General features: G+C 69.5%; 12 protein-coding genes and 4 pseudogenes. 6 read left to right on the top strand and 10 right to left on the bottom strand.

The features are described 5' to 3' along the window. Nucleotides 1–3: 3 nt before the first annotated feature. From solA to J7E89_RS26760, 5 genes are all read left to right on the top strand, one after another. Nucleotides 4–1,179 (top strand): N-methyl-L-tryptophan oxidase, encoded by a 1,176-nt coding sequence (solA, locus tag J7E89_RS26780; RefSeq protein WP_214977009.1) that lies wholly within the window; start codon nt 4–6, stop codon nt 1,177–1,179. 21 nt (nt 1,180–1,200) lie between these two features. After that, on the top strand, nt 1,201–2,334 hold the full coding sequence (locus J7E89_RS26775) for an aromatic ring-hydroxylating dioxygenase subunit alpha (RefSeq protein WP_214977008.1): 1,134 nt from the start codon (nt 1,201–1,203) through the stop codon (nt 2,332–2,334). A 225-nt stretch (nt 2,335–2,559) separates the two neighbouring features. Next, nucleotides 2,560–3,981, top strand: a complete 1,422-nt coding sequence (locus J7E89_RS26770; protein WP_374196890.1) for an APC family permease — start codon at nt 2,560–2,562, stop codon at nt 3,979–3,981. 72 nt (nt 3,982–4,053) lie between these two features. After that, nucleotides 4,054–4,995 carry a hypothetical protein gene (locus J7E89_RS26765; RefSeq protein ID WP_214977006.1) on the top strand — a complete coding sequence of 314 codons (942 nt, stop codon included), beginning with the start codon at nt 4,054–4,056 and terminating at the stop codon, nt 4,993–4,995. Nucleotides 4,996–5,616: 621 nt separating this feature from the next. Further along, entirely contained in the window at nt 5,617–7,344 is a 1,728-nt protein-coding gene (locus J7E89_RS26760; protein WP_214977005.1) for a glycoside hydrolase family 6 protein, read from the top strand. A 39-nt stretch (nt 7,345–7,383) separates the two neighbouring features. On the opposite strand, the gene J7E89_RS41895 is transcribed toward J7E89_RS26760, so the two are convergent. Next, on the bottom strand, nt 7,384–8,733 hold the full coding sequence (locus J7E89_RS41895; RefSeq protein WP_214977004.1) for a LuxR C-terminal-related transcriptional regulator: 1,350 nt from the start codon (nt 8,731–8,733) through the stop codon (nt 7,384–7,386). 139 nt (nt 8,734–8,872) lie between these two features. Here J7E89_RS41895 and J7E89_RS26750 point away from each other — a divergent pair, with 139 nt between their 5' ends. Beyond that, complete coding sequence (locus tag J7E89_RS26750; RefSeq protein WP_214977003.1) at nt 8,873–9,787, top strand: NADP-dependent oxidoreductase; 915 nt, start codon at nt 8,873–8,875, stop codon at nt 9,785–9,787. 249 nt (nt 9,788–10,036) lie between these two features. Here the strand turns inward: J7E89_RS26750 and J7E89_RS26745 are convergent, their stop codons facing one another. The 9 genes and pseudogenes from J7E89_RS26745 to J7E89_RS41120 all read right to left on the bottom strand — a co-directional run. Further along, on the bottom strand, nt 10,037–11,311 hold the full coding sequence (locus J7E89_RS26745; protein WP_214977002.1) for a polysaccharide lyase family 1 protein: 1,275 nt from the start codon (nt 11,309–11,311) through the stop codon (nt 10,037–10,039). Beyond that, a pseudogene (locus J7E89_RS26740) lies at nt 11,311–12,150 on the bottom strand (rhamnogalacturonan acetylesterase). The gene J7E89_RS26745 and the pseudogene J7E89_RS26740 overlap by 1 nt, the downstream one beginning before the upstream one ends. Then, nucleotides 12,147–13,142 (bottom strand): annotated as a pseudogene (locus tag J7E89_RS26735) (extracellular solute-binding protein); the annotation flags it as partial. The pseudogenes J7E89_RS26740 and J7E89_RS26735, both read right to left, overlap by 4 nt. 14 nt (nt 13,143–13,156) lie before the next feature. Further along, nucleotides 13,157–13,486: pseudogene (locus J7E89_RS26730) on the bottom strand (carbohydrate ABC transporter permease); the annotation flags it as partial. Further along, nucleotides 13,483–14,418, bottom strand: coding sequence for a carbohydrate ABC transporter permease (locus J7E89_RS26725; RefSeq protein ID WP_214977001.1), 936 nt, complete (start codon nt 14,416–14,418; stop codon nt 13,483–13,485). The gene J7E89_RS26725 and the pseudogene J7E89_RS26730, both read right to left, overlap by 4 nt. A gap of 89 nt (nt 14,419–14,507) precedes the next feature. After that, nucleotides 14,508–16,238 (bottom strand): L-arabinonate dehydratase, encoded by a 1,731-nt coding sequence (gene araD, locus J7E89_RS26720; protein ID WP_214977000.1) that lies wholly within the window; start codon nt 16,236–16,238, stop codon nt 14,508–14,510. Then, nucleotides 16,235–17,152, bottom strand: coding sequence for a dihydrodipicolinate synthase family protein (locus tag J7E89_RS26715; protein ID WP_214976999.1), 918 nt, complete (start codon nt 17,150–17,152; stop codon nt 16,235–16,237). Before J7E89_RS26715 ends, araD begins: the two co-directional genes overlap by 4 nt. Beyond that, complete coding sequence (locus J7E89_RS26710) at nt 17,149–17,796, bottom strand: GntR family transcriptional regulator (protein ID WP_214976998.1); 648 nt, start codon at nt 17,794–17,796, stop codon at nt 17,149–17,151. Before J7E89_RS26710 ends, J7E89_RS26715 begins: the two co-directional genes overlap by 4 nt. Nucleotides 17,797–18,082: 286 nt before the next feature. Beyond that, nucleotides 18,083–18,255 (bottom strand): annotated as a pseudogene (locus J7E89_RS41120) (transposase); the annotation flags it as partial.

Raw genomic sequence — 18,255 nt, 5'->3', positions numbered from 1 at the left:
GAGATGCCACCCACCTTTGACGTGATCGTCGTCGGCCTCGGCGGCATGGGCAGCGCCGCCGCCCACCACCTCGCCGCGCGCGGCGCGCGCGTGCTGGGCCTGGAGAAGTTCGGGCCGGTCCACAACAAGGGTTCCAGCCACGGCGGTTCGCGCATCACCCGGCAGTCCTACTTCGAGGACCCGGCGTACGTACCGCTCCTTCTGCGCTCGTACGAGCTCTACGAGCAGCTGGGGCGTGACACCGGCCGCAACGTCGCCACACTCTGCGGCGGCGTCATGGTCGGCCGCCCCGAGTCCCGCACCGTGGCCGGCTCGCTGCTCTCCGCCCAGCAGTGGGACCTGCCCCACGAGATGCTCGACGCGGCCGATATCCGCCGGCGCTTCCCGACCCTCACCCCCCGCGACGACGAGGTCGCGCTCTACGAGGGACGGGCCGGTCTCGTCCGCCCCGAGAACACCGTCGCCGCCCACGTCCAGCTCGCCACCCAGATCGGCGCCGACCTGCACTTCGAGGAGCCGATGACCCGCTGGGAGGCGCTCGAAGGCGGCCGGGGGGTTCGCGTGCACACCGCGGAGAACACGTACACGGCCGGGCACCTCGTCATCTGCCCCGGTGCTTGGGCGCCGCGGCTGCTTACCGACATCGGGGTGCCGTTCACCATCGAGCGGCAGGTCATGTACTGGTTCCAGCCCACCGGCGGCGTCCAGCCCTTCCTCCCCGAGAACCACCCGATCTACATCTGGGAGGACGCGGAGGGGGTGCAGGTCTACGGGTTTCCGGCGATCGACGGTCCGGAACTCGGTGCCAAGGTGGCGTTCTTCCGCAAGGGCACCGTCTGCACGCCGGAGACGATCGAGCGGACGGTGTACGACGACGAGGTGGCCGCGATGGCGACCCGGATGTCCCGCCACATCCCCGATCTGCCCGGAGCCTTCCTCAAGGCCGCCACCTGCATGTACTCCAACACCCCCGACGAGCACTTCGTGATCGCGCGGCACCCGGCGCACACCGATCGCGTCACCGTCGCGTGCGGATTCTCCGGGCACGGCTTCAAGTTCGTGCCGGTCGTCGGCGAGATCGTGGCCGACCTGGCGCTGAGCGGCGAGACCAAGCACCCCATCGAGCTGTTCGACCCCCGCAGGCTCGCCGCCGCGTCCGCGTCCGCGCCCGTCGCCTGAGCCGAGAGGCAGCCCACCTCCATGACTACCGCCACGAGCCTGATCGCGACCCTGCCCGGCCACTTCTACACCGACCCCGAGGTCTTCCGCCGCGAGCAGGAGCGGATCTTCGAATCGCTCTGGTACTGCGCGGTGCGCAGCGCCGATCTCGACCGTCCCGGCGCCTTCCGTACGGTCCAGGCGGGCCGGGAGAGCGTACTGATCACGCGGACCCGGACCGGCGAACTGCGCGCCTTTCTCAACGTCTGCCGCCATCGCGGCGCGCGGCTGTGCACCGAGAGTGCGGGAGAGGTGCGGCGTAACCTCCAGTGCCCGTACCACGCCTGGACCTACGGACTGGACGGCACACTCGTCGCCGCCCCCAACCTCCAGAAGATGCCGGACATCGACCGCACGGAATACGGCCTGGTGAAGGTCGCGCTGCGGGAATGGCTCGGCTACGCCTGGATCTGCCTCGCCGACGAGCCGCCGTCCTTCGAGGACACCGTCATCGGCGACGTCGTGGAGCGCCTCGGTGACACCGTGACGATCGAGCGGTACGAGACCGAGGGCCTGACCCTGGGGCGCCGCATCAGCTACGACGTCGCGGCCAACTGGAAACTGATCGTCGAGAACTTCATGGAGTGCTACCACTGCGCGACGATCCACCCCGAGCTGACCGACGTACTCCCGGAATTCGCGGACGGCCTGGCGGCTCAGTACTACGTCGGGCACGGGGCGGAGTTCAGTGAGGAGGCGCAGGGTTTCACCGTCGACGGCAGCGCGGGCTTCGGCCGGCTGCCGGGCATCACAGACGCGCAGGACCGCCGCTACTTCGCGGTCACCATCAGGCCGCAGGTCTTTGTGAACCTGGTGCCGGACCACGTCATCGTCCACCGGATGTTCCCGCTGGCCGCCGATCGCACGGTGGTGGAGTGCGACTGGCTGTACGCGCCCGGTGTCGTCGCCTCGGGAGCCGACCTCGACAAGTCGGTGGAACTGTTCCACCGCGTGAACACCCAGGATTTCGACGCCTGCGAACGGACCCAGCCGGCCATGACCTCGCGGGCGTACCGCAAAGGCGGTGTCCTCGTCCCGGCCGAGCACCACATCGGGGCGTTTCATGACTGGGTGACCGAAATGCTGGGGAAGGAGGCTGTGCAACGAAATCCGTAGGTCTAGTCCTCTCAAATAGAGGATCCCAGCGTGACGATCACGACTTTTCGAAAGAATCCGCACTCTACCCCTTGTGTTGACCCGGTGACCATGTGCAAGATCTGTCTCCTGCCCAGGCAGGCATTTCACGTACGTCACCGGAAAGGCACAACCTTGAGCAAGCGGCCGGGATCCGAAGGGGGCGGCCTGCGGGCGGGAGCCCTGGGAACTTTCGACTCCGCCGTCATGGCGGTCGCGGGCTGCGGCCCGGCCTACACCGTCGCCGCGACGATCCCCGCGCTCGTGCTCGCCGTCGGCGTCGCCAGTCCGGCGGTGCTCCTGTACTGCGCGATCCCGATGATCGGCATCGCGCTGGCCTTCCGGCACCTGGGACGGCTCGAAGTCAACGCCGGCGCCACCTACACCTGGGTGGCCCGCGCGCTCCACCCCTTCCTCGGATTCCTGAGCGGCTGGGCGCTGGTCGTGGCCACCACGGTCTTCCTCGTCTCCGCCACGCTGCCCGCCGGCACGGCCACGCTCGCGCTCATCGACCCCGAGCTGGCCGGACGCACCGCACTCGCCACCGCCGTGGGCGTCGGCTGGTTCCTGCTCATGGCGGCCGTGGTCGCCCTCGGCGCACGGATCAGCCCGTACGCCCGGACCGTCCTCACCGGCACCCAGCTCGGACTGCTCCTGCTCTTCGCCGTCGTCGCCCTGGCCAAGGACGGGAACGCCGCGGAATTCTCGCTCTCCTGGTTCGGCTTCAGCCACTTCGACGAGTCGCACACCTTCGTGGCGGGCGCCCTCATCGCCGGGGTCAGCTACTGGGGCTGGGACGTGACCAGCAACCTCAGCGAGGAGACCCGCAACAGCCGCCGCACCTTCGGCCTGGGCGGCATCGTCGGCGTACTGGTGTCCCTGGTCGTCTTCGTGGTCTTCACCATCGCGGCCAACGTCCTCATCGGCTCCGACGCGGTGCGTGACAATCCCGCGGGCTTCCTCTCCGTCCTCGGCGAGGCCATCTGGCCGGGCTGGGGCGGGCGGCTGCTCGTCCTGGCCGTGATGCTCTCCATGATCGCCACACTGGAGACCACCCTTCTGCAGGCGACGCGGACGCTCTTCGCGATGGGGCGCGACCGTACCGTCCCCGCTGTGTTCTCGCGCACCCACCGGGAGTGGCAGACGCCTTGGGTGGCCACGGCGGCCGTGGCGCTCGTCGCGCTGCTGCTCATCCTGATCTCGGCCACGGCGGGCTCCGGCGCCCAGTTCGTCAAGGACGCGGTGAGCGGCATCGGTCTGCACATCGCGTTCTACTACGCCCTCGCCGGACTCTCGGCCGTCGTCGCGTACCGGCGGGTGCTGCTCAAGTCCGTGGGCAACCTGGTCTTCATCGGACTGTGGCCGCTCGGCGGAGCGCTCTTCATGATCTGGATCTTCGCCACGTCGGTCCCGGAGCTCAGCGGCAGCGCCCTCGCCATCGGTCTCGGCGCCCTGGCCCTCGGCGTGGTGCCGATGCTCCTGTCCTGGTTCCAGGGCAGCTCGTACTACCGGCCGAGGCCGCTGGACCCCGAGCAGGCCGACGCGGCGGACGAGTTCTACGGAGGACCGGGGACGGAGCCGGCGCCGGCGGCCGCCGAGCGCCGGGACGAGATCCTCACCGACTTCTGACGAACGCTTCTGATTCCGTACCCGGTCCGTACCCCGTCGGTACCCGCGTCCTCTCAGGGAGGGAACCCGCTCATGGCAGCCTGGCTGCGCCGCCGTTCCGGAGCACCGCTCTACGACCAGGCGTTCGGTGACCGAGCCCTCGCGGAGGGCTGCCAGGACATGGTGATGGGCCGCTGGGAGGGCGCCCGCGACCTGCTCGCCGAGCGCCCCCGCGACGACTGGGACCGGCGCGCGCACCGCCTGCGCCTGCTCGCCGACGCGGCGGCGAACCGGCGCACCGTGGACGTCTGGCAGGCCTCCGACCCCGCGAACCCGGACGCGGCCGTGCTGCGCGCGGAGACCGAGGTGATGCGGATGTTCGCCGGTGCGCGCACCGGGACGCTGCCCGGCAAGGAGAGCCTGGACCGAGCGGCCCGGATGTGCCTCCAGGCATCCGACCTGGCCCCCGAGGACCCGCATCCGTACGTCTCGCTGGTCGCGCTCGGCAGGCTGTACGAAGGCGGCGACCCGTACATGGGCCAGTGGTGGAAGGAGCTCAGGGACCGGGACCTGTACCACCGGGAAGGGCACCACCAGGCGCTGCGCTACCTCTCCGCCCGCTGGCACGGCTCGCACGGCGAGGCGAACAACTTCGCCTGGGAAGCCGCGTCGTACGCCCCGCCCGGCTCGCCGCTCGCGATCCTGCCGCAGGTGGCGAGGGCGGAGCAGTACCGCTACCAGACGGAGGCGGAGGGCAGGACGGCGATCGGCCTTGCCTTCCACTGGAACGGGGAGCGGGCGCGCTGGGACCTGCGGGCCGCCCTGGAGAAGTGGATCAACCACCGGACCGTCCCGCAGGCGCAGGATGTCGCCGACCTCAATTACCTGGCCCACGGCCTGGTCCACGCGGGGATGGAAGGGGAGGCCGCCGCCATTTTCGGCCTCCTGGACAACCGGGCCACCCGGATCCCGTGGTCGTACAGCGGCGACGCGGAGAGCCTGTTCGTCCGCTGGCGGGACAAGGCGCCGGCCTGATCGCTACGGTCTGTCGTATTTCGCGGGGTGGGCATAACGTAGAGGCATGGGCAGCAACGAGCGTGAGACCGAAAGGCAGGCCCGACACGTCTGTCCGGTCTGCAAGCACCCCGTCACGTCGGAAATCAAACGGCACAAATCGCTTGGAGTCTTCGTGCCCGTCTGGCGCCCGGGTCCGTGCCGGAATCCCGACTGTTCCGCGTACGTGCCTGAAGGGGAGGGCGGGGAGCGCAGGAAGTCCGAACCGCACTCGTGACCACGGCCGGTAGCGGTCCGGACGCGTATTGGGCTGCCCTGCTGAATTCCTGATCGAATTTGTCTCTGGGTTTCTCGCGGATACGCCTCCTGGGGTGGAGTACGGCTGAGTGTGCACCCGTGGGAGCGCTCCCACGGTTCCTTGCCGACGGGAAAGTGTCAAGGGCTGGCGTGTGAATTGAGTTGTCGAATTAATTCGACAACGAATTCTCGAAAGACCTGGCAACCTCTTCTGTTCTCCGTGGCGACTCGGTGCTAGCTTCCAGCCCACCAGTGGGAGCGATACCGCGTACGGCGGGACACCTGGAACCACAGCATCGGGTTGCCCGACGCCTGCGCGCCCTCGACTGAGAGGCACACACCGTCATGGGCCGCACCAACACGCCTTCCCGGCGGCACACCGCCCTGATCGCGGCCTGCGCCGTGATCGCGGCGGCCGGAGGTACCGCCGCCGCCATGACCACCCCGGCCGGCGCCGCCGCTCCCGGCTGCACCGTCGACTACAAGATCACCAACCAGTGGAGCACCGGCTTCGGCGCCGCTGTCACCGTCACCAACACCGGTGACACCGTGAGCAGTTGGAAGCTGGAGTGGTCGTACGCCGACGATCAGAAGGTCACCCAGGGCTGGAACGCCGACATCGCCCAGACCGGGGCCGCCGTCACCGCCAAGAACGTCTCGTACAACGGCGCTCTGGCCACCGGAGCGTCCGCCTCCTTCGGCTTCAACGCCTCGTACAGCGGCAGCAACGCCGTGCCGGCCACGTTCAAGCTCAACGGCGTGACCTGCAACGCCGGTCCGGGTGGCCCCACCGACCCACCGGACCCGACCGACCCGCCCGCGGGCCGCGTCGACAACCCGTACGCCGGCGCCAAGGTCTATGTGAACCCCGAGTGGTCAGCCAAGGCCGCGGCCGAGCCGGGCGGCAGCAAGATCGCCGGCCAGCCGACCGGCGTGTGGCTGGACCGGACGGCCGCCATCGCGGGCGCGAACGGCTCCATGGGGCTGCGCGCCCACCTCGACGAGGCCCTGAGACAGAAGGGCACCGGCGAACTGGTCGTGCAGTTGGTCATCTACAACCTGCCGGGCCGCGACTGCGCGGCGCTCGCCTCCAACGGCGAACTGGGCCCGGCCGAGATCGACAAGTACAAGACGCAGTACATCGACCCGATCGCCGCGATACTCGCCGACCCCAAGTACGCCGGACTGCGGATCGTGAACACGGTCGAGATCGACTCGCTGCCGAACCTCGTCACCAACACCACACCACGACCGACCGCCACCCCCAACTGCGACACCATGAAAGCCAACGGCAACTACATCAAGGGCGTCGGGTACGCGCTGAACAAGCTGGGGGCGGTCCCCAGCGTCTACAACTACGTGGACGCCGGCCACCACGGCTGGCTCGGCTGGGACGACAACTTCGGTGCCTCCGCCGAACTCTTCAAGCGGGCCGCGACCGCCGAGGGTTCGACGATCGGCAAGGTGCACGGCTTCATCGTCAACACCGCCAACTACAGCGCGCTGAAGGAGGACCACTTCACCATCGACGACAGCGTGAACGGGGTGTCCGTACGCCAGTCCAAGTGGGTGGACTGGAACCGGTACACCGACGAGCTGTCGTACGCCCAGGCCATGCGCGCCAAGCTGGTCTCGCTCGGCTTCGACTCCGGCCTCGGCATGCTGATCGACACCTCCCGCAACGGCTGGGGCGGCACGGCCCGGCCCACCGCCCCGGGGGCGCGGACCAGCGTCGACACCTATGTCGACGGCGGCCGTTACGACCGGCGCATCCACCTCGGCAACTGGTGCAACCAGTCGGGCGCGGGCCTCGGTGAGCGGCCCCGGACGGCCCCGGCCGCGGGCATCGACGCGTACGTCTGGATCAAGCCGCCGGGCGAGTCCGACGGGTCGAGCAGGGCGATCCCGAACGACGAGGGCAAGGGCTTCGACCGGATGTGCGACCCGACGTACACCGGCAATCCCCGGAACAACAACAACATGTCAGGCGCACTGCCGAACGCCCCGCTCTCCGGTCACTGGTTCTCGGCCCAGTTCCAGGAGCTCCTGAAGAACGCCCACCCGGCGCTGTAGCCGCCGATTGCCGGAAGGAGCAAGGCACAAGGCGCTGTTCTACGCCGCCGCGTGGAACAGCGCCGCCGCCTCGCCCCGTGATCCGACCCCCAGCTTGGTCAGGATCTTCGCGACATGGAACTTCACCGTCGACTCGCTGATGTGGAGTTCCTGCGCGATCTGGCGGTTGCGGTGGCCGCGCGCGAGCCGTGTCAGTACCTCCAGTTCACGCGCCCCCAGGGAAGTCAGCGGATCGGTGCCGGCTGCCGTGGCGGGTGCGTCGGGCGTCGTCAGCGGGATGACCGCGGTGACCGTCGTTCCCCAGCCGGGCACCGCGTCCACGTCGAGCCGTCCGCCCAGGACGTCCAGCCGGTCGGAGATCCGCGCCGGACCCAGGGAGCACATGGACAGCGCGCCGGGCCCGTCGTCCCGTACGGTCGCGCGCAGTTCCTGCTCGGTGACCTGCCAGCCGACATGCACCCGGGTCATGGTCTCCTGCTCCAGTACGGTCAGCAGCACCGCGCGTACGATCGCCCGCGCCGCGTGCGCCACGTCGGCGGCCACCCTGCGGGCCGAGTCGGGAGCGCCCAGTTCCAGCCGGACGGGACTGTGGCGCAGCAGCGGCCGAAGCGCGTCCGCGAGCCGGGCGAACGCCTCGTCGGCCCGTTCCTCGGCCACCGCCTTGTCGCGGTCGGTTTCGGCCCGCAGTTCGATCAGCGCGGTCACGGCCAGCTCGGTCGCGGTCGCGCGCGCGGCGGCGTCGTCGAGGTTACGGCTGCGCAGCACCCCCAGGAGCCCGGTCAGCGCGGCCGAGTGTGTCTCGCCCAGCTCGGCCATGACGCGGGCCCGGGTGTCGGCGGCAGCGCGTGAGCGGGCCAGGGCGCCGGGGGTCGCCTCCGACGCGAACCGGTCGAAGTGGGCGGCTACCAGGGACCAGAGGGCCTGCGTGACGGCGAGGGCGCTCGCGTCGACCGGCGTGGCTTCGTCACCGCGTACGAGAACGAGGAGCGCGCCCCGCGGAGTCGCGTCGGTCATCACGGCGACCACGGACCGCTCGGCTCCGGCGATCCTGGCCGTGCCCTGCCACGGCCGCCCGGGCACGCCGGCGACGAACAGCGGTTCCAGATCCGCCGCGCTGATCCGCGCGGAGAAGTCCGCGTCACCGGCCGTCTTGAAGGGCGAATGCGCGCAGTGGGTGGACAGTTCGGCGGCGGCCAGGTGCGGGACCAGCTCCGCCAGGGTGGCGGACAGACGGGGCAGGATCTCGCCCAACGGCTGGCGGATGACGTCGTATCCGGCGGTCAGGGCGGCCAGGGTGGTGTCGCCGGGCGCGAGGGCACGGGCAGGGGCAGGGGCAGCGGTGGCCGCCGTGGGGAGGAAGGCCACAGACCCGGTGAGTGTCAGCTCCATCCGGCCAGCGTAACCAGCGTTGTCCTGCCGACGGCTGGTCTTTCGGACAGGTCGGACTGTCCAAAAGGCCGGCCGGATCCGACCCCCCGCAGGCAGAGGCTTGAGCCATCAACCGATCAGCGTCAGCGGGGAGTCAGTCATGGAAGCGATCGTGTACGAGACGTTCGGCGGCCCGGAAGTACTGCGCCACGGACAGGCGGAGAAGCCGGAGCCCGGCGCGGGCGAAGTCCGGGTCAGAGTGGTGACGGCCGGAGTGAACCCGGTCGACTACAAGAGACGGTACGGACTGGTCGAGGAGTTCTACCCGACGACGTTCCCGGCCGTCCCCGGCCTGGAGTTCGCCGGGATCGTCGACGCAGTCGGCGACGGCGTCACGCACGCCGTCGTCGGTGACGAGGTCCTCGGGTGGACGACGACGGGCGCGTACGCCGAGTACGCGCTGGCCGGTCACATCGCAGCCAAGCCCGCCGGCCTGTCCTGGGAGCGCGCGGCGTCCCTGCCGGTGGCGGGCGAGACGGCCCAGCGCGTCCTCGACCTGCTGCGGGTGAAGGACGGCGAGGTGCTGCTGCTGCACGGCGCGGCGGGAGTGGTCGGCTCGGTCGCGGTACAACTCGCGGTGGCCGCGGGCATCACGGTCGTCGGCACGGCGTCCGAGGCCAACCACGCGTACCTGCGGTCGCTCGGTGCGATTCCCGTCCTTTACGGGGACGGTCTGGCCGAGCGCGTACGGGCTGCCGCACCCCAGGGCGTGGACGCGGTATTCGACGCCGCCGGCCAGGGCGTACTGCCGTACTCGATCGAGCTGCTCGGCGGCTCGGCCGACCGTGTCGTCACCATCGCCGACCCGAACGCGGCCGACCACGGCGTCGTCTTCTCGGGCGGCGGTACGGACCCGGAGGCCGTCCGGGCCGGGCTGGCCGAGCATGCCCGTCTCGCCGCCGAGGGGCGGCTGGACGTCCGGATCGCCGACGTCTTCCCGCTGGCGGACGCGGCGAAGGTGCAGGAGCTGAGCGAGGCGGGGCACGCGCGGGGGAAGCTCATCCTCAAGCCCTGACGATGCGGCAGTGGGGTCAAACGTCAACTGGTGTGCTCAGGCGCCCAGTTGCCGAGACAGGTCCCGCGCGTGTGTGCGCGGGCCTCTTCGGCCGTCAGTTGCGGCCGCTCGGCCTGCGGCGGCTGTTCCCGCCGAAGCTGGGGGCAAGCCCCCAGACGCCCGGACGCCCTTCGGGCGTGTCCTCAAACGCCGGACGGGCTGGTTTCGCGCTCGGGAAGGGGCAGAGGCGGGCCGGGGAGGCTGTCGGCGCTAGCGAGGCGCGCCCGCCCTCCCCGTCACCAGCGCCGGGACTACTCGCGGGTGGTCGACCCGGGTGCGCAGGGTCGGGGTCCAGCCCGCCTCCTCGCGCAGCGGGTTGCCGGGGTTTGCCGTGTTGTGGGCGGCCAGTAGGTCCATCCGTGCGCCGTTGACGTAGTTGTCCCTCGTGGTGACCGGCGCGTCCTTCCACTTCTTCAGGATCTGCGCCGCGCTCACACCGCCGGGCAGCGCGAAGGTGTTCTTCTCCGCCACCAGTCGGGATTCGAGACCGATGCCGAAGCTGTACGCGTACCCCTGCGCCGCCACCACGAAGTGGTTGTTGTACGCGTCGACCTGGCCGAACCGCACGCGCGGCGCCCGCTCGACGATGTCGCGGAAGAGATTGTGGTGGAGGGTGACCCGCAGCTTGCCGCGGTCGGTCGCGCCCGCGCTGTCGCTGTTGCCGATCATGAGGGTCTTGTCGTGGTCTGTGAACGCGTTCCAGGAGACGGTTACCAGGTCGGCGCCCCTGACGACATCCAGCTCCCCGTCGTGCTGCTGGAACAACTGACCGTAGTAGAAGGGCTGTTGGCTGTCCGGGCGGCGGCCGTCGGTGAACGTGTTGTGGTCGATCCAGACATGCGTCGAGCCGTACACGACGAGGTTGTCGTACTCCGAGTTCCAGGCGCCCCCGTCCCCGTCCGTGGGGTCCCACTGCGGGAAGCAGTCGAAGGCGTCCTCGAAGGTCAGGGTCCGGACCACGACGTTGTCGGTGTCCTTGATCTGGAGGGATCCGCCGAGCACCCGCGCGCCACGCCCCAGACCGACAATCGTCGTGTTCGCCGGGACGTACGCCTTGATCTGCTCGCCCTGCGCGTCGGCCGAGGCGGCACGGGCCTCCTCATGGGGGCCCGACGGCTGGGCGGTGCCCCAGGTTTTCGGGTCGTACGCCGCCAGGTAGGCGTCCAGGGTGTAGCCGTCGGTGGCGAAGTCCTCGCAGCTCTTGCCGCCGAGGCCGTCGAGCGTGCCGCGCACCCGGATGACCTTCGGCGCGTCACCGCCGTCCTTCAGCGCCTGCTTGAACTCGTCCCAGGTGGCGACGGTGTACGTGTGTGCCGCGTCGGCTCCGGCGCCTCCCGTGGTGCCGCCGTCGGCCGACGCCCAGCCGTCGTTCGCGGGAAGGACGTGGGCGGTCCGTACGCCCTCCGGTGCGGCGTGAGCCGTCGCGGCGGGGAGCAGGGCGAGTGGCAGCGCCGCAGTGGCCATGGATATGAGGCGAATACGCATTACAGCTCCTCGTGCCAGGTCAGCCAGGATTCGGGGATCTCCGCAGTCAGCCGGCGCAGTTCGTGCGCGCTCAGCACCTTCTCGTCCGCCAGTGCGCGTGCTGTCATCCGGGCCACCTCAATGGCGCCGGGCGGATGGAAATGGGTGTTGTCCGAAACGCCGTCCGGGTAGTTGGGCGATTCGCCGGGCGCCAGCCAGTGGAAGTACTCCTTGCTCGCCTCCGGGCCGAGCTTCTGTCACAGGGCGCGCGAGAGTGCCGCGATGTCCAGCAGCGGTACGTCGTGCGCCGCCGCCAGCGCCCGCATCGCCTCCGGGTACTCGCCGTGCGTCGCGAGCGCCGTACCCGCCGCGTCGAACCGCCTGCGCTCCACGGACGTCAGCAGCACCGGGCGTCCGCCGCGGGCGCGCCCCCCGTCGACGTACTGGAGCAGGTGCTCCTGATAGCTCGTCCACGGTTCGGTGTACCGGGTGGGGTCTTCGCGCTTTTCGTCGTTGTGGCCGAACTGGACGAGGAGGAAGTCGCCCGGGCGGATCGCCTCCAGGATCGGCGCCAGCCGGCCCTCGTCGATGAAACTCTTCGAACTGCGGCCGTTCATCGCGTGGTTGACGACCCTGAGCTTGTGCGACAGGAAGAAGGGGAGCGCCATGCCCCAGCCGGTCTCGGGCGCCGCCGAGGCGTACTTGTCGGCGGCGGTGGAGTCTCCGGCGATGAAGACGTTTCGCATACGGTGAGTTCCTCGGGGTTCGCGCGTGCCCGCCGCCGCGGCCGACGGGGCGCCGGCCACGGCGAGTGGCAGGGCGGCGGCGAGCGTCGCCAGCGCGCGTCGGCGGCTGGTCACTTGTTCTGCTGCTTCCACTCGGCCTGCGCCTCGTTCAGCTCACCGGCGATCTTGTCCAGGAACGCCTTGGGCGTGGACTTCCCGAGCAGGACCTTCTGGAACTCGGGCTCGTTGTCGGCCTTCGTGATCGAATTCCAGTCCGGCAGGTAGTACGGCAGCTGCACGATCTTGGTGCTGCCGTCGGTGAGGGACTGCGCGCCGAGCTTCGTCGGCTCCGACTCGTTGATCCAGCTGTCCTTCGCCGCCTCGGTGTTCGCCGGGATGGCACCGGCCGCCTCGTTCCACTTGCTGTTCGACTCGTGCGACGCCGCGAACTCGATGAACTTCCACGCCGCGGCCTTGTTCTCGCTCGCCTTGAACAGGCCGAGACCGTCCACCGGGTTGGACACCTGGACCCGGGTGCCGCCGGGGCCGGTCGGGTTCGGTATGCCGGCGAACTTCTCCTCACCCAGCGCCTTCACGTGGTCCTGGTAGGAGCCGAGATTGTGGCTGAGCATGCCGATCGTGCCGGAGTCCCACTGGGCGACCATCTTGGCGAAGTCGTTGTTGACGTCGGCCTCGGGCGTCGTCTTCTTGTACAGCCCGACGTACTTCTCCAGCGCCGCGACATTCTTCGGGTCATTGACCGTGGTCTTGTCACCGTTCCAGAACGTGGTGATGCCCGACTGCCCGTAGATCGCGTCCAGCGCCTGGGCGACCGACCCCGCGCCTCCTCGAATCGTGTACCCGAAGGCGTTCTTGTCCGCGTCGGTCAGCTTCTCGGCAGCCGTGTAGAACGCGTCCCAGGTCTTCGGCGCCTCCAGCCCCGCCGCCTTGAACAGATCGGTCCGGTACCAGAGCGTGCCGTTGTTCGCGGACGTCGGTACGGAGAACATCTCGTCCCCGCGCCCGCCGGCCGTCCTGACGCCCTCCACCATCGAGTCCACGAGCTTGTCGTTCAGTCCCGAGTCCTTGATCCGGGATCCGACCGGCTCCAGCGCGTTCTGCGCGACGATGCCGGAGAGGTGGTCGCCACCCCGACGATCATGCTGTTCTCGAAGAACATCCCGAAGCTGCGCTCGTTCCAGACCTTCTCGAAGTGCGCGAAGGTCAGCGGCCAGGGCACCAGCGAAGTGGATCCGGCGGGCCGCAGAGCGAAGAGGACCATCCAGTAGAAGGGGACGAGGGTGAAGAGCAGGTAGAGGCCGAGTGGCAGGTAGATCTGCCAGCGCGGTACGTCGTCGAAGGCGCGCTCGCGCCGGGGCCTGCGGCGTATACCGCGGCCCGGCAGGGCGGTGGTCGGGTCGGGAGCGGGCAGGGCCTCGCGTGCGCCCTTCTCCGCCAGTGCTGCGGTCACTTGGTGTCGCCTCCGAACTTGCTCAGGCGCAGGTAGAGGATCGAGCAGAAGAGGAGGATCACGAAGGCGACCGTGGTGAGCGCCGACGCGTAGCCGAAGTCGTGGCCCTCGATGCCGGTGTTCGCGACGTAAAGCGGCAGCGTGGTGGTGACGCCGGCCGGTCCGCCGCCGGTGAGGGTGTAGAGCAGGTCGACGTTGTTGAACTCCCAGACGCCGCGCAGCAGTGTGGCCAGGACGATCGCGTCCCTGAGGTGGGGCAGGGTGATGTGGAAGAACTGCCGGGGCCGGTTCGCCCCGTCGACGGAGGCCGCCTCGTACAGCTCCTTCGGGACGGACTGCAGATCGGCGAGGATGAGGATCGCGAAGAAGGGGACACCGCGCCAGAGTTCGGCGAGGACCGCCGCCCAGAAGACGGTGCCGGTGTCGGAGAGGACCGAGGTGCCGTACGAGCCGATGCCCGCGTCCGCCAGATAGCGACTGACGCCGGTGGAGGGGTTGTAGAGCAGCATCCAGATCGTGGTGGTCAGCACTCCGGACACGGCCCAGGGCGAGAAGACCATGGCGCGGGCGATGCCGCGTCCGATGAAGGTCTGGTTGACGATGAGCGCGAGGACGAGTCCGAGGGCGAGTTGCAGCCCTACCTCGACGACGACCCAGCGGGCGCTGAAGCCCAGAGTCGTCCAGAACTGCGGGTCGTCGGTGAAGATGCGGGTGAAGTTGTCGAAGCCCGCGAAGCCGTTGCGCCATGGCTTGGTGACGTTGTAGTGCTGAAGGCTGTAGTAGAAGACGCTGATGACCGGATAGGCGATGAAGCCCAGCATCAGCAGCCCGGCGGGCGCGATGAGCAGATACGGGAGCCGGCGGGGCGGTGCCCCCACGCGGCGCCCTGGCGCCCTGGGCTTTCTGGCCACGGCTGAGGCGGCTGAGGCCATGACTGCTTCTCCGTTCTCGGTGCGGGTGTGAAGCGCTTGCCGGATGCTGTTCGAGATCTCGAACAAATAGAGAGGGGTGTGGAGGCGGGTCAGCCCGCGTAGGGGTCGGGCACTTCGCCCGGCCGGGACAGGAACGCGAAGTCGCAGCCGGTGTCGGCCTGGGTGATCTGCTCGCTGTACAGCGCGCCGTAGCCACGCTCGTACTGCGCGGGCGGCTCCACCCACTCGGCGCGGCGACGCTCCAACTCCTCGTCCGACAGCTCAAGCTGGAGCGACCTGGCCGCGACATCGAGGGTGATCGCATCTCCCGTCCGTACGAGGGCGAGCGGTCCGCCGACGTACGACTCGGGTGCGATGTGCAGCACGCACGTGCCGTAACTGGTGCCGCTCATACGGGCGTCGGAGATCCGGACCATGTCCCGCACCCCTTCCTTGAGCAGGTGGTCGGGGATCGGCAGCATCCCGTACTCCGGCATTCCGGGACCGCCCTTGGGGCCGGCGTTGCGCAGAACAAGCACGGTGTCGGCGGTGATGCCGAGCGACGGATCGTTGATGGTGCGCTGCATGGTCCTGTAGTCGTCGAAGACGACCGCCGGGCCGGTGTGCCTGAGCAGGCGGGGCTCGGTGGCGATGTGCTTGATCACCGCACCGTCCGGACAGAGATTGCCCCGCAGTACCGCGACCCCGCCCTCATCCGCGAGCGGCTTCGAACGCGGCCTGATCACCTCGGGGTTGTGCACTACCGCGCCGGCGAGCTGCTCGCGCAGCGAGTCGTGCGCCACGGTGGCCCGGTCCAGATGCAGTACGTCCGTCAGCCGCGCCAGGAACGCCGGCAGCCCGCCCGCGAAGTGGAAGTCCTCCATCAGGTACTGGCCGCCCGGCCGCAGATTCGCCAGCACCGGGACCGTCCGCGCGATCCGGTCGAAGTCGTCGAGAGCGAGCGGCACTTGAGAGCGTCCCGCCATCGCGATCAGATGAATCACGGCGTTCGTGGAACCGCCCAGCGCCATCACGGTCGCGACCGCGTCCTCGTACGCGGGCCGGGTCAGGATCTGCGAAAGCCTCAGGTCACGGTGTACGAGTTCGACGATCCGGCGGCCCGAGGCCGCGGCCATCCGGTCGTGCCCGGAATCCACGGCCGGGATGGAAGAGGCACCCGGCATGGTGACACCCAGGGCCTCGGCGGCGGCGGTCAGGGTCGAAGCCGTCCCCATGGTCATGCAGGTGCCGGGGGAGCGGGCCAGACCGTTCTCCAGCTCGGCCAGTTCGGCGTCACCGATCAGCCCGGCCCGCCTGTCGTCCCAGTACTTCCACATGTCCGTACCGGAGCCGAGCACCTCGTTGCGCCAGTGACCCGGCAGCATCGGTCCGGCCGGGACGAAGACGGCCGGCAGATCGACGGATGCGGCGCCCATCAGCAGCGCGGGCGTCGACTTGTCGCAGCCGCCCAGCAGCACGGCGCCGTCGACGGGGTAGGAACGCAGCAGCTCCTCCGTCTCCATGGCCAGCATGTTCCGGTAGAGCATCGGCGTCGGCTTCTGGAAGGTCTCGGAGAGGGTGGAGACCGGGAATTCGAGCGGGAAACCCCCGGCCTGCCACACCCCGCGCTTCACCGCCTGCGCCCGGTCCCGCAGGTGGACATGGCAGGGGTTGATGTCCGACCAGGTGTTGAGGACCGCGATCACCGGCTTGCCCAGGTGCTCCTCGGGGAGGTAGCCCAGCTGGCGGGTGCGGGCGCGGTGACTGAACGACCGGAGGCCTTCGGTCCCGTACCACTGATGGCTGCGCAGACTCTCCGGATCCCTCATGCGGTCAGTCATACGGACCACCCGGCTATCAGCTCCGCGATCTCGGCACGCCGGTCCTCCGGGAGCACCCGGCTCGGTGCGCGGACATCGCGACGGCACAGTCCGAGAGACGCCAGGGCCTCCTTCACGACCGTGACGTTGTCGGCGGACTGGCGGGCCGCCCGCAGCTCCTCGAACGTACGGATCTGCTCCCAGGTCTTCATGGCGGCGGGGTAGTCCCCGGCGCGCAACGCGTCGAGCATCCCCAGTGACACCGACGGGGCGGCGTTGACGAGACCCGAGGTGAACCCGGTGGCGCCGACCGCGAAGTAGGAGGGGGCGTACAGCTCGGCCAGCCCGGCGACCCAGACGAAGCGGTCCAGGCCCGCGTCCCGCGCGAAGGCGGCGAAGCGCGCCGCGTCCGGCACGGCGTACTTCACACCGATGACATTGGGGCAGGCGTCGCCCAGCGCGGCGAGACTCTCCGCACTCAGCAGCGGGTTGCGGATGTACGGGACGACTCCGAGCTCCGGTACCGCCTCGGCGATGGCACGGTGGTAATCGGCCCAGCCGTCCTGCGACACGTACGGATGAACGGGCTGATGCACCATCAGCATCTGCGCGCCGGCGTCCCGGGCGTGCTCGGCGGCGGCGACGGCGGTCGGCACGTCGTGCCCGACGCCGACGACGACGGTGGCGCGGCCGTCAGCCTCTTCGATGGTCAGCTCGGTGACGTCACGGCGCTCCTCGGGGGTGAGGGCGTAGAACTCGCCGGTGTTCCCGTTCGGCGTCAGCGTTCCCACGCCGCCGTCCAGCAGCCGGCCCAGCAGGGACCGGTGGGCGGCGATGTCGATGGAGCCGTCGGCGGTGAACGGAGTCACCGGGATCGCCACGACATCGGCGAGCGCGCTGCGCAGAGCGGAGAAGTCGGCGCCGGTGCTGGTCATACGGGGTCCCCCTCCGGGAAGGCGCGCTGTACGAAGTCGGCGATGTGCGTGTGCAGGGCGCGCGCGGCGCCCTCCGCGTCACCGTCGAGCGCGAGCCGCAGAATCTCCAGGTGCTCACCCGCTTCGTGCTTCCAGGACGGGACGGCGGCCCAGGCGACGGTCGAGACGAGGGCCGCCTGGTCGCGTACCTCGTCCAGCATCCTGGCGAGCAGCGGATTGCCGCAGGGCATATAGAGCGCGCGGTGGAACTCCCGGTTGGCCAGCGAGCGTTCGGCCTGGTCGGTCGCTTCCTCGGCCCGGACGAGCGCCTCACGGGCGGCTTCCAGGGAGGCCCGGGAGGTGATGGTGCGGCGCAGAGCCTCCGGTTCGAGGAGCAGCCGTACGTCGTACACCTCACGGGCCATGGCGGCGTCGACCGTCCGTACCGTGACGCCCTTGTACTGGTTCATCACGACGAGGCCGGTCCCCGCCAGGGTCTTGAGCGCCTCGCGCACCGGAGTCTTCGACACGCCGAACTGGGCGGCAAGTTCGGTCTCGACCAGGGCCTGGCCCGGGCTGAGGCCGCCGGTGAGGATGGCGTGTTTGATCCCCTCCAGCACGTACTGCGTGCGGGAGGGGATCGGACTCGGAGGAGCGAAAGCCATGGGGACTCACATATCTCGCGTATGGCGTCTCATATATGACGTATGAAGTACGACGCGATGAAGCTAAGTCCGTGCCCATGTTTCGTCAATGCTTCTGGCGCAAGAACTTCGGTGGCGAGGACGGAGGTTGATGTCAGGGGGTGTACGCGCCGAGCAGTCGGTCGTACTCCTCTGGGGCGGAGCCCCTCACGCGGCGGAGCCGCAAAATGTCACAGCGGGAAGGGGCGGGTAGGGGAAAAGCCCCGCAGGGAAACCGAGCGCAGCCAGTGCCGGACGCTAACCGTTCCTAAGGACTGAGCGGGAGTGAGTCCTGTTGCCAGGCCTCGTGCTCAGCCGAACGCCCCGAACGGTTTTGGGCGTTCTGGTCTCCCGCGTTCGCTCCGCGTCCGGGCGGCACGGATCGTGTCCGTGGTCCGGGAATGCGGGGGCGGGTTTCCACACGCCCAAGAGCACGCCGGC

It is taken from the genome of Streptomyces sp. ISL-100 (assembly GCF_018614615.1).
Taxonomy (GTDB): domain Bacteria; phylum Actinomycetota; class Actinomycetes; order Streptomycetales; family Streptomycetaceae; genus Streptomyces.
This window is presented reverse-complemented; position numbering and strand designations above follow the sequence as displayed.

Coding starts and splice junctions, on each gene's coding strand:
- solA (WP_214977009.1), top strand. CDS start 4: ATGCCACCCACCTTTGACGTGATCGTCGTCGGCCTCGGCGGCATGGGC.
- J7E89_RS26775 (WP_214977008.1), top strand. CDS start 1,201: ATGACTACCGCCACGAGCCTGATCGCGACCCTGCCCGGCCACTTCTAC.
- J7E89_RS26770 (WP_374196890.1), top strand. CDS start 2,560: ATGGCGGTCGCGGGCTGCGGCCCGGCCTACACCGTCGCCGCGACGATC.
- J7E89_RS26765 (WP_214977006.1), top strand. CDS start 4,054: ATGGCAGCCTGGCTGCGCCGCCGTTCCGGAGCACCGCTCTACGACCAG.
- J7E89_RS26760 (WP_214977005.1), top strand. CDS start 5,617: ATGGGCCGCACCAACACGCCTTCCCGGCGGCACACCGCCCTGATCGCG.
- J7E89_RS41895 (WP_214977004.1), bottom strand. CDS start 8,733: ATGGAGCTGACACTCACCGGGTCTGTGGCCTTCCTCCCCACGGCGGCC.
- J7E89_RS26750 (WP_214977003.1), top strand. CDS start 8,873: ATGGAAGCGATCGTGTACGAGACGTTCGGCGGCCCGGAAGTACTGCGC.
- J7E89_RS26745 (WP_214977002.1), bottom strand. CDS start 11,311: ATGCGTATTCGCCTCATATCCATGGCCACTGCGGCGCTGCCACTCGCC.
- J7E89_RS26725 (WP_214977001.1), bottom strand. CDS start 14,418: ATGGCCTCAGCCGCCTCAGCCGTGGCCAGAAAGCCCAGGGCGCCAGGG.
- araD (WP_214977000.1), bottom strand. CDS start 16,238: ATGACTGACCGCATGAGGGATCCGGAGAGTCTGCGCAGCCATCAGTGG.
- J7E89_RS26715 (WP_214976999.1), bottom strand. CDS start 17,152: ATGACCAGCACCGGCGCCGACTTCTCCGCTCTGCGCAGCGCGCTCGCC.
- J7E89_RS26710 (WP_214976998.1), bottom strand. CDS start 17,796: ATGGCTTTCGCTCCTCCGAGTCCGATCCCCTCCCGCACGCAGTACGTG.